At 60.5% G+C, this 15,142-nt stretch carries 11 protein-coding genes; 6 read left to right on the top strand and 5 right to left on the bottom strand.

Annotation, left to right across the window (positions count from 1 at the left end; genetic code table 11):
* Positions 1–115: 115 nt before the first annotated feature.
* From ACWHXD_RS09485 to ACWHXD_RS09465, 5 genes are all read left to right on the top strand, one after another.
* Positions 116–922, top strand: a complete 807-nt coding sequence (locus ACWHXD_RS09485; RefSeq protein WP_032892758.1) for a TatD family hydrolase — start codon at positions 116–118, stop codon at positions 920–922.
* Between the two features lie 96 nt (positions 923–1,018).
* Positions 1,019–2,488 (top strand): methyl-accepting chemotaxis protein, encoded by a 1,470-nt coding sequence (locus tag ACWHXD_RS09480; protein WP_138762119.1) that lies wholly within the window; start codon positions 1,019–1,021, stop codon positions 2,486–2,488.
* 198 nt (positions 2,489–2,686) lie between these two features.
* A complete protein-coding gene (locus ACWHXD_RS09475; protein WP_138762120.1) occupies positions 2,687–7,402 on the top strand; it encodes an RHS repeat-associated core domain-containing protein in 4,716 nt (1,571 codons plus the stop codon).
* Complete coding sequence (locus ACWHXD_RS09470) at positions 7,399–7,824, top strand: Imm50 family immunity protein (RefSeq protein ID WP_138762121.1); 426 nt, start codon at positions 7,399–7,401, stop codon at positions 7,822–7,824. The genes ACWHXD_RS09475 and ACWHXD_RS09470 overlap by 4 nt, the downstream gene beginning before the upstream one ends.
* Before the next feature lie 123 nt (positions 7,825–7,947).
* Complete coding sequence (locus tag ACWHXD_RS09465; protein WP_003189844.1) at positions 7,948–8,310, top strand: Mpo1-like protein; 363 nt, start codon at positions 7,948–7,950, stop codon at positions 8,308–8,310.
* 9 nt (positions 8,311–8,319) lie between these two features.
* Here the strand turns inward: ACWHXD_RS09465 and ACWHXD_RS09460 are convergent, their stop codons facing one another.
* The 3 genes from ACWHXD_RS09460 to ACWHXD_RS09450 form a co-directional block, all read right to left on the bottom strand.
* Entirely contained in the window at positions 8,320–9,117 is a 798-nt protein-coding gene (locus ACWHXD_RS09460; protein WP_032892764.1) for an acyl-CoA thioesterase, read from the bottom strand.
* 89 nt (positions 9,118–9,206) lie between these two features.
* Positions 9,207–9,968 carry a CHAD domain-containing protein gene (locus tag ACWHXD_RS09455; RefSeq protein WP_138762122.1) on the bottom strand — a complete coding sequence of 254 codons (762 nt, stop codon included), beginning with the start codon at positions 9,966–9,968 and terminating at the stop codon, positions 9,207–9,209.
* 42 nt (positions 9,969–10,010) lie between these two features.
* The gene (locus ACWHXD_RS09450) at positions 10,011–10,289 is read right to left on the bottom strand and encodes a hypothetical protein (RefSeq protein WP_003189839.1); all 279 of its coding nucleotides are present in this window, start codon (positions 10,287–10,289) and stop codon (positions 10,011–10,013) included.
* A 216-nt stretch (positions 10,290–10,505) separates the two neighbouring features.
* Between ACWHXD_RS09450 and ACWHXD_RS09445 the strand changes: the two genes are divergently transcribed.
* Positions 10,506–11,543 (top strand): patatin-like phospholipase family protein, encoded by a 1,038-nt coding sequence (locus tag ACWHXD_RS09445; protein ID WP_003189836.1) that lies wholly within the window; start codon positions 10,506–10,508, stop codon positions 11,541–11,543.
* A gap of 119 nt (positions 11,544–11,662) precedes the next feature.
* Here the strand turns inward: ACWHXD_RS09445 and ACWHXD_RS09440 are convergent, their stop codons facing one another.
* Both ACWHXD_RS09440 and ACWHXD_RS09435 read right to left on the bottom strand, forming a co-directional pair.
* A complete protein-coding gene (locus ACWHXD_RS09440; RefSeq protein WP_138762123.1) occupies positions 11,663–12,352 on the bottom strand; it encodes a response regulator in 690 nt (229 codons plus the stop codon).
* A gap of 132 nt (positions 12,353–12,484) precedes the next feature.
* The gene (locus ACWHXD_RS09435; RefSeq protein ID WP_138762124.1) at positions 12,485–15,136 is read right to left on the bottom strand and encodes a DUF4118 domain-containing protein; all 2,652 of its coding nucleotides are present in this window, start codon (positions 15,134–15,136) and stop codon (positions 12,485–12,487) included.
* Positions 15,137–15,142 lie beyond the last annotated feature (6 nt).

Raw genomic sequence — 15,142 nt, 5'->3', positions numbered from 1 at the left:
CCACCACAATGTCGCTTGCGACGTTCAAAGACAGCGTTAACGCATTGTAGTTCTTGGTTTTTCTTATCAATCTACAGCTCTGATATGCTTTCCGGCCGCAGGCGGAGATAGCACCATGCAACTCATTGATATTGGCGTCAACCTGACCAATCCCAGTTTCGACGAGAGGCACATGGCCGTTCTCGAACGCGCCTACGCCGCTGGCGTGCAGCAATTGGTACTCACCGGCACCAGCGTCGAGGGCAGCGAGCAGGCCCTGCAACTGTGTGTAAAACTCGACGAAAGCGGCCAGCGCCTCTTCAGCACTGCCGGCATTCACCCTCACTCTGCCAGCGACTGGAACAGCGACAGCGCCCAACGTCTGCGCAGCTTGCTGGGCGACAGCCGAGTGCGCGCCGTGGGTGAATGCGGGCTGGATTTCAACCGGGACTTCTCCCCTCGCCCCCAGCAAGAAAAAGTCCTCGAAGAACACCTGGCCCTGGCCGTCGAGCTGCAACTGCCGGTATTTCTCCATGAGCGCGATGCCAACCAGCGTCTGCTGGAGGTCCTCAAGGACTACCGCGACCACCTGCCGGCCGCCGTGGTGCACTGCTTCACCGGTGAACAGGCAGCGCTGTTCAGCTACCTGGACCTGGACTTGCACATTGGCATCACGGGTTGGATCTGCGACGAACGCCGTGGCACCCACCTTCATCCGCTGGTCCGGGAAATTCCCCGAGGCCGTCTGATGCTGGAAAGCGATGCGCCCTACCTGCTGCCACGCACGTTGCGTCCCAAACCAAAGAACGGTCGCAATGAACCGGCGTACCTGCCCGAAGTACTGCGCGAAGTGGCCTTGCACCGTAACGAAACAATGGAAGACCTGGCGCTGCACAGCACCGCGTGCGCCCGGCGCTTTTTCGGCTTGCCTGCCATCGATTGATGCGGCGCATTGACCCATGTCAAAAGCGCTGTTCTGAATAGCGGCACAATAATGGCACCTTGCCAATACTGTTTCCGCTATCAGAGAAAACCTTCCATGGGTGCCTGGCTTAGCAATATCTCGCTCAAATACAAATTCTGGGCCGTCAATGCGGTCGCCTTTATCACCACCCTGCTGCTGGTGCTGTACGCCGTACAGCTTGAACAACAGGCGCGCAGCCAGGCGTCGCAGGCATCGGCCCAGGCTCAGGGGCGCCTGCTCAGCGCCTGGCCAGCCGACAAAACCTTGCCCTCGGGTGAGCACTGGCTCACCTTTGCCAAAGGCCAGCCCCCCCAGGATCTGCCCGCCCTGAGTAGTGCCAGCGGCTGGACTGAACTCAACCCCATGCCGTTGTTCGGTGAAAACCCGCTGATCGGCGCCGAAGTGACCAGCCGGGCCGACGGCCAGCAGGTCGCAGTCCTGGCCTACGCGCCGAGCCTGAGCCAGGTGTTCCGTGAACGCTTCACTCATTACGCCGTCGCCGTGGCCGTGCTGATGCTGGCCATGCTCGGCGCCTCGCAGTTGTTGATCCGTTTTCTGCTCAGCCAACTCAACACCCTCAAGGATGTGATGCTGCACGTTGAAAAAACCGGCGACCTGTCGGCGCGGGTGCCATTGGCTTGCAAGGATGAAGTCGGCCAGATGGCCAGTGCCTTCAACGCCATGCAAGCCGGCTACCAGCGGGTGGTCAATACCGTGGCCCGCACCGCCCGGCAACTGGACGACGGCGCCGCACGCCTGGCCAGCAGCATGAACGAGGTACAGCACGGCATGCTTGGCCAGCAAAGCGAAACCGACCAGGCCGCCACCGCCATCAACGAAATGACCGCCACCGTCTACCACATCGCCCAGCACGCGGGCGCCACCCGTGACTTGTCGCAGTCCGCCGACACCCTCGCCGGCAGCGGCCAGGCAGTGGTCACCCGGGTGCAGCGCTCGATCGCCGGGCTGTCCAGTGGCGTGCAGCAGACTGCCGAAATGATCCAGAAACTGGCCGAAGACAGCCAGAAAATCAACGGCGTGGTCGGGGTGATCCACAGCATCGCCGAACAGACCAACCTGCTCGCCCTCAACGCCGCCATCGAAGCCGCCCGCGCCGGGGAAATGGGCCGCGGTTTCGCGGTAGTCGCCGACGAAGTGCGCAACCTGGCCAAACGCGTGCAAAGCTCCACCGACGAAATCACCCGCATGGTCTCGGCGCTGCAAGCCGGCACCCGCGACGCCGTGGACTTCATGCAGGAAAGCTCGTTCAAGGCCGACGACTGCGTACAGCAGGCCCAGGAAGCCGGCCTCGCGCTGGCTGAAATCACCGGGGCCGTGGCACAGATGCGTGAGAGCAACACCCAGATTGCCGTGGCCGCCGAGCAACAAAGCCATGTGGCTGAAGAAATGAACCGCGCCGTGGTGAGCATTCGCGACGTGACCGAAAACACCGTACATCAAACCGTGGCATCCGCGACTACCAGCAATGAACTGGCGACGCTGGCCGGAGAGTTGAGCAAGGCGATTGGGCAGTTGAAGTTGTAAGACTGTTCCAGCTGTAATCCAACTCCTACGACCAAGCCTCGATTTACCTGAGATTAAGACGAAACTTCCTCGCCCCTCTCGCGAATAACGCCGACTTCTTTTACCTGACAACCGCTGCAAAGTCCCTCGCCTGATCAAACAGTGCGAGGGAGTGCAGATGGTGGTGTTCGTTAAAGCCCTGGTGGATGGGGCTGTCTCTTGATCTCGGTGCTGGCCAACCTGGTGCTGGTGCCGATGGATCCCGAAGCGCCGAAGGTTGAGCGCGTATTCGCGGATTTCCGCACCTGCCTGAATACCTTTGATAAGTGGGCCGACAGCTTTTTAAGTGGTTCGGCACTTAGCGTGGAGCAGGTCTTCAAGGTTGGAGAACAGGTCGCACTGGTCGCGCCGGCTTCTTCGAAAAAACCCAGTCGCACGGTCGCTCAATGCAAAGCCCAAGGCGGGCTGACCTTGGTGCATCTGTTCGAAAGCACGCAGTTCGTGCCCATCGGCAACACGGCCGTGAGGCTGCAAGCCGTTGCACGAGACAGAAGCCCGATAGGTGCGCCACTGCATCGCACCATTGGCCCCAGCGGCATTCTTGAAGTCAACGACTGTACCCGCGACCAGACGTACGAAATCACCTTTTACCCCAACGTTTCCAAGGCTCACGTCCAGGCGCTGTATGCCTCCTATGAGTCTGTGATCGCCGGGCTGGAAGCGGATTTGCGCAAGGCCTGGGCCGAGCACTTCAAACCTCGATGGGCAGACTTTGCCAAAGCGCCCGCCTACAAGCGCAGTGCGTTACAGGGTATGGCCTTTGCTGCCGGGCTTGGCGGCGCGCTTTATAACCTGTGGGACAACATCACCGAGCTGTACGACCTGCTCGCGAATCTCAAATCCAATAGCGAGAAGCTGCTGAAATACCTGTCCGAAGCCGAGCTGAAGGCGCTGCTCACGCTGGGCAAAGACACGCTGGCCAAGGGTTTGCTGGTGCTCAGTGATGAGCCGCTGTTGTTTATCTACCTGTCGGCGCTGGTGGCCTGGGTACGCATGCTGCCGCCGCCCGATATGTACGAACTGCTGGGTGAAATCACCGGTGAGGTCCTGATCAATCTGTTGCTGATCTGGGCCACGCGAGGCATTGGGGTACAGCTGCGCCTGGGTGCGCAGACGCTCAGTCACGTCAAATCCGGGCGGGCACGGGCGTTGTTGGAGATGTTGGCCAAACACGTCTCGGGGCCTCGGTTGGAGACGCATGTTGAGACCGCCAAGCCGGTGTTGCTGAGCAGTGCGGCGACGCCGGTCAAGGCAGTGCCGGCTGTGCCGTTGAAGGCTGGCGATACGCTGGTTTCGAACCCGGTGCAGATGGTGCGCGGCAAGGCCCAGCGCACGACGTTGGTCCGTCAGGAGCCTGTCGATGATGTGCCGGCTGTGGCTTCGAATCCGAAGGGGGATGCGGCGGCGCCTGCGGATAAAACCGTCACTCACGGTTGCCCGGTGTCGATGGTCACTGGCGAGGAATTGCTCACCCTTACCGACGGCGCTCTGGACGGGAACTTGCCGTTTGAGTGGACGCGGCTGTATCGCACCAGCGCGGTGGAAGTCGATTGTGGGTTGGGGTTTGGTTGGAGCCATGCGCTGGCCCATCGGCTGGTGGTGTCGGGCGATTCAGTGGTGTGGACTGACCATGAGAACCGCTCGACTACCCTGCCCTTGCCCACCGATTCTCGGCCTGCGATCACCAATAGCCTGGCGGAAGCGGCGATCTACTTGGGTTCGGCGCCTGATGAACTGGTGCTGGCCCAGGCCTCGCGTTTCTATCACTTCCGCGATGGTGTGCTGGTCTCGATAAGCGATGCGTATGACAACCGCCTGCGCCTTTGCCGGGATCGTTCAGGGCGGATTGAGCGGCTGGATAACGGCGTCGGTCGTTCGTTGCTGTTGCGTTATGAGTTGGGTCGCATCGTCGCGGTGGACTACCAGGTGCATCGCGCCAAAGGGCGTGAGCCCTACGTGTGGGAGACCGAGCAGAATCTTGTTTCCTACGCCTATGACGAACATGGACGACTGGTCTGCGCGACCAATGCTGTCGGGGAAAGCGAGCGTTATCGGTACGACGACCAGCACGTCATTCTGGAACGCCAACTGGCCGGTGGTGCGAGTTTCTTCTGGGAGTGGGAAGGCGCTGGCAAGGCGGCGCGCTGTGTGCGGCATTGGGCGAGTTTTTCGCAGATGGACACGCGTTATGCCTGGGGCGATGACGGGCGCGTCACCGTGCATAACGCCGACGGTAGCCAGGAGGTGTATGTCCATGACCATCGGGCGCGGTTGGTGCAGCGCATCGATCCGGACGGCGCTCAGCATTACAAATCCTACGATGACCAAGGCCGGCTGACCGTCGAGCAAGACCCGATGGGCGCGGTGACGGCCTATCAGTATGACGACGCCGGACGCCTGGTGGCGCTGTTTCCGGGGGATGATGAGCCGACGTCCTACGAGCATAACAATGGGTTCGTACGGGTTGTAAGGCGTGGTGAGGCAGTCTGGAAATATGAGCGTAATGACCAAGGCGATGTCATTCGCAAGACTGACCCCGATGGCCATTCGACTGACTACAGCTACAACAAACAGGGGCAACTGACGGGGATTTGGTACCCGGACAGCAGTTGCCATCGGCTGGTGTGGAACGAGCGCGGGCAGTTGCTTGAAGAGCAATTGCCCCATGGTGGAATCAAGCGTTATCGCTATGACGACCTGGGACGGAAAATTGCTCGTGAGGATGAGTATGGGGCTCAAACTCAATATCAATGGGATGCCGTAGGGCGTCTGCTAAAGCTGATCGAGCCCGGTGGTGGATGTAGGGAATTCAGCTACAACCCCTACGGCAAAATCATCGCCGAACGCGACGAACTCGGCCACGTCACCCGCTACGAATACGCCGACGGCCTGCACCTGATCAGCCGCCGTCTCAACGCCGACGGCACCCAGGTCAAGTACCGCTACGACAACACTCGGCTGCTGCTCACCGAGATCGAAAACGAAGCCGGCGAAACCTACCAACTCGACTACCACCCCAACGGCCTGATCCGCCAGGAAACCGGCTTCGACGGCCAGCGCACCGCGTATGCCTACGACCTCAACGGCAACCTGCTGGAGAAAACCGAATACGGCGACGATGGCAGTCAGCTCATCACCCGTTACGAGCGCGACCACGCCGGGCGCCTCGTAAGAAAAACCCTGCCCGACAGCAACGTTGTCGACTATGCCTACGACCGCCAAGGCAACCTCCTCAGCGTCGAAGACGGTCACTGGGCGTTGGCCTACGAGTACGACCGCCAAAACCGCCTCACCGCCGAGCACCAAGGCTGGGGCACCCTGCGCTACGGCTACGACGCCTGCGGCCAGCTGAAAAACTTGTGCCTGCCAGACAACAACCGCGTCACCTTCAACCACGACAAAGGCGGCCACCTCGCCACCGTCGAACTCAACGGAGGAGTGCTCACCTCCCATCTATTCAACAGCGGCCGCGAACACCAGCGCCAGCAAGGCCAACTGCTCAGCCACTACCACTACGACGAACAACACCGCCTGCACGCCCACGCGGTGACCCAGCAACAGAACCACCTCTACCAACGCCAATACGACTACGACAAAGCCGGCAACCTCACCCGCCTGCTCGACACCCGCAAAGGCGAACACCGCTACCACTACGACCCCCTCGCCCGCCTGACCCGCGCCGACCACTCCCAAGACATACAGGAACGCTTCGGCCACAACCCCGCCGGCAACCTGCTCATGCAAGACCGCCCCGGCCCCGACATCGTCGCGGCCAACCGCCTGATGATCCAAGGCGACCGCCATTACGACTACGACGCCTTCGGCAACCTCATCCGCGAACGACGTGGCAAAGGCCAGCAACTCGCCACCGAATACCGCTACGACTGCCAGCATCGGCTGATCGGCGTTACCCAACCCAACGGCCAGACCGCCAGCTATCGCTACGACCCGTTTGGACGGCGCATCAGCAAAACCGTCGACGGCAAGACCACCGAGTTTTTCTGGCAAGGCGACAAGCTGATTGCCGAGCACCATGCTGACTGCCATCGCAGCTACCTCTACGAACCCGACAGCTTCCGCCCATTAGCACTATTGGAAGGTTTCGGCCCAAAAGAAACCAAGCCCTACCACTACCAACTCGACCACCTCGGCACCCCGCAGGAACTCACCAGCCCCGAAGGCGAAATCGTCTGGTCCGCCCACTACCGCGCCTACGGCCAGATCGCCCGGCTCGACGTGGGCAAAGTCGACAATCCACTGCGGTTTCAAGGGCAGTATTTCGATCAGGAAAGCGGCCTGCACTACAACCGCCATCGCTACTACAATCCGGATATTGGTCGCTACCTGACGCCAGATCCGGTGAAGTTGGCGGGGGGGATCAATGGGTATCGGTATGTGCCCAATCCTACGGGGTGGGTAGACCCTCTGGGGCTGAACCCTAATTGCCCTGGCCAAGGAAAGAACAATCAAACCTGTGCAGTACACACTGACCCCAATGCCCCAAATCTCTCTCGTAGAGGAGCATTCAGAGAAGCTAAAAGAGATGCCAACATACCAATGTCACAACAACCTGACGTTCTGATAGATTCGGACTCCGGGTTACCGAAGCAATATGGCATAGTCAAGATGTCGGATATGAACGGCCGAAAAATTTTAAACAGCTCAGGAAAACCTATTAACACCAGGGTATACCAATACACGAGAGCAGATAATTCTAAAGTGCTAATTCAGGACCATTCGGCCGGGCATAAATTCGGTTCTGAAAACGGGACAGGAGACCAAGGCGCTCACTTTAATTTGCGCCCTATTGATACACCTCGAACTGGTAAGATACCAGGAGCAAAAGACCATTATTTATTCAAGGATAAGAAATGAAAAACTGGAATGACCTTGATGGCTCTATCTTTTTCAACAAAGTATTCAGCCGACCTATTGAAGTCGGAAAAGCTTATATACACTCGCTCCGCATAGAAAATGATCTGAATGATTTCGGCATCGGTTTTGACATACCAGACTTTCCTGACCGGCTCCCCGAAAAATGGAAAGACAAAGGATATAATACATGCAGAATTGGATTGACCTGTTCCAACATTACCGAACTAAAAATAACAAACCTCCCTCTCAGAGAAGTTTTTAACATAGAAATACTAAAAGAGAACGGACATTTCTTTTTCACAGCGAAATCGAAAAATGCATCTGTTGAATTCAAGGCTAAATGGCTATCCCTATCCGGCCCCTCGGTCTATATGAACTGCCCTGAACCAGAAGATCACAACTGGTCAGACGATTCCATATAAAAACCCATGAGCTTATTTACGAAACCGCAACTATGAGAGCCATAGCAAAGGCCAATTCGCCCTGCCCTCCAGCCCAATCTACACTCCATCCATGTTGTTTCAACGGACAGAGGATTCACCACCATGGGCAAACGTCACCCCAATCTCCCCGCCTGGCAATGGCGTCAGTACCCACAGAACCATCAGCACCCGACCAACCTGGCGCTGCACCTGATTGCCGTGCCGCTGTTTATCGTCGGTTTTCTGCTAATCGTGTCGGGCGTGTTCAGTCTCAGCCTGGCCAGCTTCGCCGTCGGTGTGATTGGCATTGTCGCGGGCCTGGCGTTGCAGCGTCATGGCCATAGCCTGGAGGCCCAGGCCAGTGAGCCGTTCAGCGATCGTAAAGATGCGGTGCAGCGCCTGGTGGTGGAGCAGTTCGTGACTTTCCCGCGCTTTGTGCTCAGCGGTGGCTGGTGGCGCGCCTGGCGGCAGCGGCACCACCACTGACTGGCAGGTTCAGGCGAATACCACCACAGTCTGGCGGCTGAGGGCGATCAACTCGCCGGTCGGGCTCCACAAGGCAGCGGCAGCGTGGCCGTAGCCGTCGCGGGCGTGTTCGATGTTGACGTGGTACTGGCACCAGTCAAGGGTGGTCAGGTCTTGCAGCGGCTGGATGAACTCGATGGTCCAGGTCAGGGTGCTGCCCGGCGCGGGCTTTTTCAGGTGCGGCAGCAACGCCGGTGGCCAGGCGTCGACCAGGGCGAGGATATGCGCCTCGGTCAGTGGCTCTTCTTTTACATCCCCGCGCAACCGTACCCAACCGCCCATCTCGCGAGATTTATTGCCGGTAAACGGCAAGCCACCCACACTCCAGCGCATTGCCAAGTGGCGCATGAACTCGGGGGTAACGCCCTTGATATAAGGTAGTTCCTGGCACTCATCCCAATGTTTGAAGACCGGTGGTGGCTCACTCGCCACGTCAATTTCCGAGGGGCGAGAGGCGCCAAAACTGGCCTGGACCAGGGTCGCCACTTCACCGTTCTGCACCACGCGCCCCAGCAACTGGCTGACCGCCTTGCCTTCGCGCAGCACTTCGACTTGATAGCTGGCAGGTACATCCGGCGCTACCGGGCCGACAAAGGTGACTGCCAGGGAGCGCAGCGGTCGATCCGCCGGCACCTGAGCGCGCAGCGCCTCGTATTGCAAGGCGGCGACCAGGCCACCAAAGGTGGCCCGGCCCTGGGCCCATTCGGCAGGAATGGTGACATCCAGCGGATTGCTACGGGCAGCATCGAGCAAATCACTAAAGCGCATGGCGACCTCACATCAAGTAAATCGTGGAGGAATCTTAACCATCCAATTGCAGAGGCACAGCGCCTATTCCGGCCAAAAACCGGACCGGTTTAAAAACACTCGGCGCTAAGTTTATCCAGCACGCGGTCGGCCTTGCCTTGCGCCTTGAGCATGGTGCGCTGCCACACCGCTACGCAGGGTTGCAGGTCTGGCTCGTGACCGGCCTGGGCCAGCCATTGCCAACAGTCATGCCAATCACCCAGGGCGCTCTGGGCTTTTTTCAAATGCGACAGGGCGTTGGCGGGTAACTTGTCCAGCTCCGGATACGCCTCGGCAGCGTAGCGCACACGCTTGATCAGCAACCGTAGCCGGTGGCGATCATGATCGGGATCCTTCAGGGCCTCATCGAGTCTCTGCCATTGCTTGGCCAGGCGCTTCTGGATACGCGGGCGCAAGCCTTTGAGCAGTTTCTGGTGCTGGGACGCGCGGATAAACCGCGGGAATGCATCCAAGATCAGCAGCAAGTGCGCCAGCTCCGGGCTTTGCGCCACCTGGCGATAAGCCTCGGGCTGCATGCGCAGGCGCCGATCAGCCGCATCGTGATAACCGTGCTGATGCAAATACGCCGCCAGCACCTCTCGGTCGCGTAGCGGCGTAGTCAGTTGGCCAACCGTGCTGGCGGCCAATTCAAGCTGTTCGACACCGGGCAGCCCGCGCAAAGGGCGCAACAGGCTGCGCAGGCGGCGTACCGTGGTGCGCAAATCATGCAGGGCTTCATCGTCAGTGACGGCGGCGAGGCGAGCCTGGCAGCTCAGTAACCCTACTTCCAGGCCAATGACCTGAGCGACTAACTGATTGACCAACGCTGACATCCTGCCCTCACTTTCCGATGAAAAATCCTACCCGCCGCTGGGTCATCGCCCGGCGCGAGACTCACGAATGTAGAACCGCGCCTTTTCGGCCTTGTTGGAGCAGCCCTCGAAGGCTTCGAACTGCTGCTGAGTCTTGGCGCCAGTCAACAGCGACAACGCCTTGGAGTAGCTGACAGTGCCGGCAAAACCTTCGGCCTTGGCCAGGTCCAGTTCTTTCCAGGCGGCGTCCAATTGCGAGCCGCAGCTGTCGCGATACGCGGTTTTCCCGGCACAGCCAGCCAAGGCCAACACGATCACAGGCACACAGATCCAGGCTTTCATTGATGACACCTCAAATATACAAATTCAGTCGTAGCCTGTAGACGTTGCCTACAGGGAAAAGTGCCTTGTCCTTAGCCTGAAATCAGTAGTACCTATTGCCAGAGCATACCCGAGCCTGATCGCCAGCCTGGAAAAATATTGCGCGCTGTCAGCAAGGATTGAAGCAGGCCCCTTGATGGGTGCATTGTGGGCCCCTGTTTTGCGAAGGATCTGGCCATGAAGAAACGTGTTGCCTTAGTGCTGGGCTCCGGTGGGGCCAGGGGCTACGCCCATATCGGGGTGATCGAAGAAATCGAACGACGCGGCTATGACATCGCCTGTATCGCCGGCTGTTCCATGGGCGCCGTGGTGGGTGGGATCTACGCCGCCGGCAAGCTCGACGAGTACCGCAACTGGATCGAAAGCCTGGACTACCTCGACGTATTGCGCCTGGTGGATGTGAGCTTTCGCCTGGGAGCGATTCGTGGTGAAAAGGTGTTCGGGCAAATCCGCAAGATTGTCGGCGATATCAATATCGAGGAGCTGCGCATCCCCTACACCGCCGTCGCCACCGACCTCACCAACCAACAGGAGATCTGGTTCCAGGAAGGCTGCCTGCACCAGGCCATGCGCGCCTCGGCGGCGATCCCGAGCCTGTTCACACCGGTGATGCAGGGCAACCGCATGTTGGTGGACGGCGGCCTGCTCAACCCGCTGCCCATCGTGCCGGTGGTGTCGAGCCATTGTGACTTGATCATTGCGGTCAACCTCAACGCCACTAACCAGAAGCACTACCAATTGCCAGTGATCCAGCGCCCGCCCGCGTTCAAGAGCCGCTTCAACAGCCTGGCCAAGTCACTGGGCTCGCACCTGCCGTTTCGCCGCAAGCAGGCCGAGCAGTTGATGAAGCTGGAACAAGAAGCCTTGCAGGCCCAGGCCGCTGAAATCAACCCGTGGCTGGAGTCTGCCGAACCCGAAGCCCAGCAACCTGCCGCGGCGCCGGAGAAAGCCGGCGCACCGAAGTCAGCCACCGGCTCGTTCATCATCGACAACGTCGGGCCGGCCTCGTTGCTGGACCTGATCAACCAAAGTTTCGAGGTGATGCAAACCTCATTGGCGCAATACAAGATCGCTGGGTACCCGCCGGATGTGCTGATCAACGTGCCGAAGCGGGTGTGCCGGTTTTTCGAGTTCTATAAAGCGCCGGAGTTGATCGCGTTGGGGCGGGAGATTGCCAGTGATACGTTGGATCGGTATGAGAGTGAGCAGAGTTGAGCGTGTGGGTGTTGCTGATGGCCTCTTCGCGAGCAAGCCCGCACATTTTGATCTGTGAACACCTTCAAAGTGTGGGAGCGGGCTTGCTCGCGAAAGGGCCGGCCCAGCCAGCGATAAACTCAAGTACTCAGCAACCGATACCCCACCCCCGCCTCAGTCACGATAAACCGCGGCTGGGTCGGGTCATCTGCCAGCTTCTGGCGCAGGTGCCCCACCACGATACGCAGGTAGTGGCTGTCCTCGGTATGGGTTGGCCCCCAGATGTCCTTGAGCAACTGCTGCTGGGTAATCACCCGCCCCGGGTGCCGGGCCAGTTGCGCCAGCACTGCGTACTCCTTGCGGGTCAGTGCCACCTCGGCGCCGTCCAGCAGGACACGGCGGTAGGCTAGGTCTACGGTCAGCGGGCCAAAACTCAAGGCGGCTTCCTGGGCCTCGCCCGCTGGTGCCTGGCGCAACAGCGCACGCACACGGGCAAGAAACTCCTGGATGCCGAACGGTTTGGTCACGTAGTCATTGGCGCCACCGTCGAGAGCCTCGACCTTCTGACCTTCGCTGGCCCGCACCGACAGCACCAGCACCGGCACCGTGGACCATTCGCGAAACTCGCGCAGCACCTGTTGGCCGTCCATGTCGGGCAGGCCCAGGTCGAGCACCAGCAAATCCGGTTTGCTCAAGGCTGCCTGCGCCAGGCCCTCGTTGCCGGTACCGGCTTCGATCACCTTATAGCCTTGGGAAGCCAGGCTGATGCGCAGGAATTTGCGGATCTGTGGTTCGTCATCAATGATAAGAATCGTCGCGGTCTGGCTCATGGTGTCTCATCAAAACCCATTAAAAAATCACCCCTCCTGTAGGAGCGAGCTTGCTCGCGAAAAACTTCTAGGCACCGCGTGCATTCAGGAAGCCATCTTTATCGTTAACGACCTTCGCGAGCAAGCTCGCTCCTACAAGGTTTGTTCCAAGGCGGGTTGTTTGGGCAGTGGTAGAAACAAAGTGATGCAGGTACCCCGCCCGTCAATGCCATCGGCCACGCTGATATGCCCACCGTGCGCGCCCACCATACCCTGGCAGATCGCCAAGCCGAGGCCGGTGCCCTGCCCGCCGCGATCACCGCGGGCTGCGGTGTAGAACATGTCGAAGATCTTCGCACGCTCCTCCTCGGGAATCCCCGGCCCTTCATCCGCCACGGCAAAAAACAATTGCTCATCCTCCACGCCCGCGCGCAACTGCAAGCGGCCCTGGGGCGGCGAAAACCGTGCGGCGTTTTCCAGCACGTTGACCAAGGCCTGCTCAATCAACGCCGCATGCACATACAACAAAGGCAGTTCCGGCGGCACATCGGTGCTCACCTGCAACGGCGCCAGCACGGCGCGCAATCGCCCAAGGGCACTGCCGACGATGTCGCCGGGCGACACCCAATCCCGTGCCAGTTTCAGCGCACCGTGGCCAAGGCGGGTCATGTCCAGCAGGTTCTGGATATAGCGGTCGAGGCGCTCGGCTTCATCGCGGGTGCCTTCGAGCAGTTCGCGGCGATCCTCCAGCGGGATGGCTTCACCGAGGGCCAGCAGGCTGTCGATGCTGCCGCGCATGGACGTCAACGGCGTGCGCAAATCGTGGGACACCGAGGCGAGCAAAGCGCTGCGCAGTTGTTCGGTTTCGCCGTGCAGGCGTGCCGATTCCAACTCCTGCCCCAGCTGTGCCCGCGCCAGCGCCTGGGCCAGCGGTTGGCTCAACGCGGTGAGCAAGCGCCGACGTTGCCCGCTCAATTCCAGGCCAGGCTTGGCACTGACACCCAGCAAACCCAAGGGCCCCTCTTCACCCGACAGCGGCCACCACCACCAACGCCCCAACGGTAAGGTGCCGGTGCCCATGCCAGCCGGCTGATCGTGCTGCCAGGCCCAATCGGCGGCGGCGCGTTCGGCTTCGGTGAAGGTCAACGGGCCACCGGTCTCGACCTTCCAGCCACCCTGACCGTCGCGATTGACCAGGCACAGGTCGAGGTCGTTCCAACCTTGCAGATGGTGGGCGGCGGCGCTGATGACGGCTTGGCGGTCGGTGGCGGCGGTGAGCTTGCGCGACAGGTCGAGCAGCTCGCTGGTTTCTTCCTGGGTATCGCGCAACGCCTGCAACTGGCGACGCTGGCGTGCGGCGAGGTTGCCGGTCAACGCCGCCATTAACAGAAAGAACAACAGGGTCAGCACGTCTTCTTCACGCTGGATAGCGAAGGAAAAATTCGGCGGGATAAACAGAAAATCGTAAGTCAGAAACGACAGCGCCGCACACACCAGGGACGGCCCCAGGCTACTGCGTACCGCCACCAGCAGCACGGCGGCGAGAAACACCAACGAGATGTTCGGCAGCGCCAACGCACTGGACACGGCCCAGGCCACCGCCGTAGCGGCGAGGGTCGCCACCACCGCCAAGGCGTAATCGAACCACACCAAACCGCGCACATCGGGCAGCCGTGGCGGTGCAGGCATGTCATCGCTGTCGAGGACGTTGATTTCCAAGCCGCGGGCATTGCGTAACAGGCGCGCCGCCAAGCCGCCACCGAACAAACGCCGCCGCCAGCGCATCCGCGACTGCCCCACCAGCACCAGGCTAGCGCGGCGTTCGGCAGCGTGCTGGATCAGGGTCTTGGCCACCTCCCCAGCGCGCAGTAACACCACTTCGCCGCCCAGCCGCTCCGCCAGTTGCTGGGCGTTTTGCAGGCGCAGGCGCGATTGCTCATCCCGCGCACGGCCGTTGTCGATGTGCACCAGGCTCCAAGGCAAATGCCGACGCTGGGCCACGCGGCTGGCATGGCGCACCAGGCGTTCGGCTTGGGCATCGCCATCCACGCCGACCAGCAAACGCCCGCGCACCGCCGGCGCGGCCTGGCCGAGTTGGCGGTAGCCCTGGGCCAGGTCGTCATCGACATGGGCGGCGGCGGTTTGCATAGCCAGCTCGCGCAGGGCCATGAGGTTGGTCTGGGTGAAAAACGCATCGATGGCCGCACGCGCCTGCTCGGGCACATACACCTTGCCGTCACGCAGGCGCTCGAGCAGCTCGCGAGACGGCAGGTCGATCAGCAGCAGTTCGTCGGCCTCTTGCAGCACCCAGTCCGGCAGGGTTTCGCGCACGTGTACGCCAGTGATGCCACGCACCTGATCGTTAAGGCTTTCCAGATGCTGGACGTTGACCGTGGTAAACACGTTGATGCCGGCCGCGAGCAATTCCTGGATATCTTGCCAGCGCTTTTCATGCCGGCTGCCAGGGGCATTGCTGTGGGCCAGTTCGTCCACCAGCACTAGCTTTGGCTTGGCGGCGAGCAGGCCGTCGAGGTCCATTTCTTCAAGCATCACGCCACGGTATTCGCTGCGCAACAGCGGTTGTTGCGGCAAGCCGCTGAGCAAGGCTTCGGTTTCGGCGCGGCCGTGGGTTTCGACCACCCCGGCGATCAGGCGCACGCCCTGGCGCAGTTGGGTATGGGCCGCCTGGAGCATGGCGTAGGTCTTGCCCACACCGGGCGCAGCGCCGAGGAAGACTTTGAGCCGGCCACGGCCGTCCCGGGGTAGATCGGCTAACAGGGCATCGGCGCGGCCGGCGTCGCTCATGCTGTG

This window comes from Pseudomonas fjordensis (assembly GCF_976987115.1).
Note: the sequence above shows the minus strand (reverse complement) of the source record. Positions and strands in the feature narration are given on the sequence as shown.

What these genes read in the sequence shown, in the direction of transcription:
- ACWHXD_RS09465 (WP_003189844.1), top strand. Translation starts at nt 7,948, where the DNA reads ATGGGCAAACGTCACCCCAATCTCCCCGCCTGGCAATGGCGTCAGTAC.
- ACWHXD_RS09455 (WP_138762122.1), bottom strand. Translation starts at nt 9,968, where the DNA reads ATGTCAGCGTTGGTCAATCAGTTAGTCGCTCAGGTCATTGGCCTGGAA.
- ACWHXD_RS09450 (WP_003189839.1), bottom strand. Translation starts at nt 10,289, where the DNA reads ATGAAAGCCTGGATCTGTGTGCCTGTGATCGTGTTGGCCTTGGCTGGC.
- ACWHXD_RS09445 (WP_003189836.1), top strand. Translation starts at nt 10,506, where the DNA reads ATGAAGAAACGTGTTGCCTTAGTGCTGGGCTCCGGTGGGGCCAGGGGC.
- ACWHXD_RS09470 (WP_138762121.1), top strand. Translation starts at nt 7,399, where the DNA reads ATGAAAAACTGGAATGACCTTGATGGCTCTATCTTTTTCAACAAAGTA.
- ACWHXD_RS09480 (WP_138762119.1), top strand. Translation starts at nt 1,019, where the DNA reads ATGGGTGCCTGGCTTAGCAATATCTCGCTCAAATACAAATTCTGGGCC.
- ACWHXD_RS09485 (WP_032892758.1), top strand. Translation starts at nt 116, where the DNA reads ATGCAACTCATTGATATTGGCGTCAACCTGACCAATCCCAGTTTCGAC.
- ACWHXD_RS09440 (WP_138762123.1), bottom strand. Translation starts at nt 12,352, where the DNA reads ATGAGCCAGACCGCGACGATTCTTATCATTGATGACGAACCACAGATC.
- ACWHXD_RS09460 (WP_032892764.1), bottom strand. Translation starts at nt 9,117, where the DNA reads ATGCGCTTTAGTGATTTGCTCGATGCTGCCCGTAGCAATCCGCTGGAT.
- ACWHXD_RS09435 (WP_138762124.1), bottom strand. Translation starts at nt 15,136, where the DNA reads ATGAGCGACGCCGGCCGCGCCGATGCCCTGTTAGCCGATCTACCCCGG.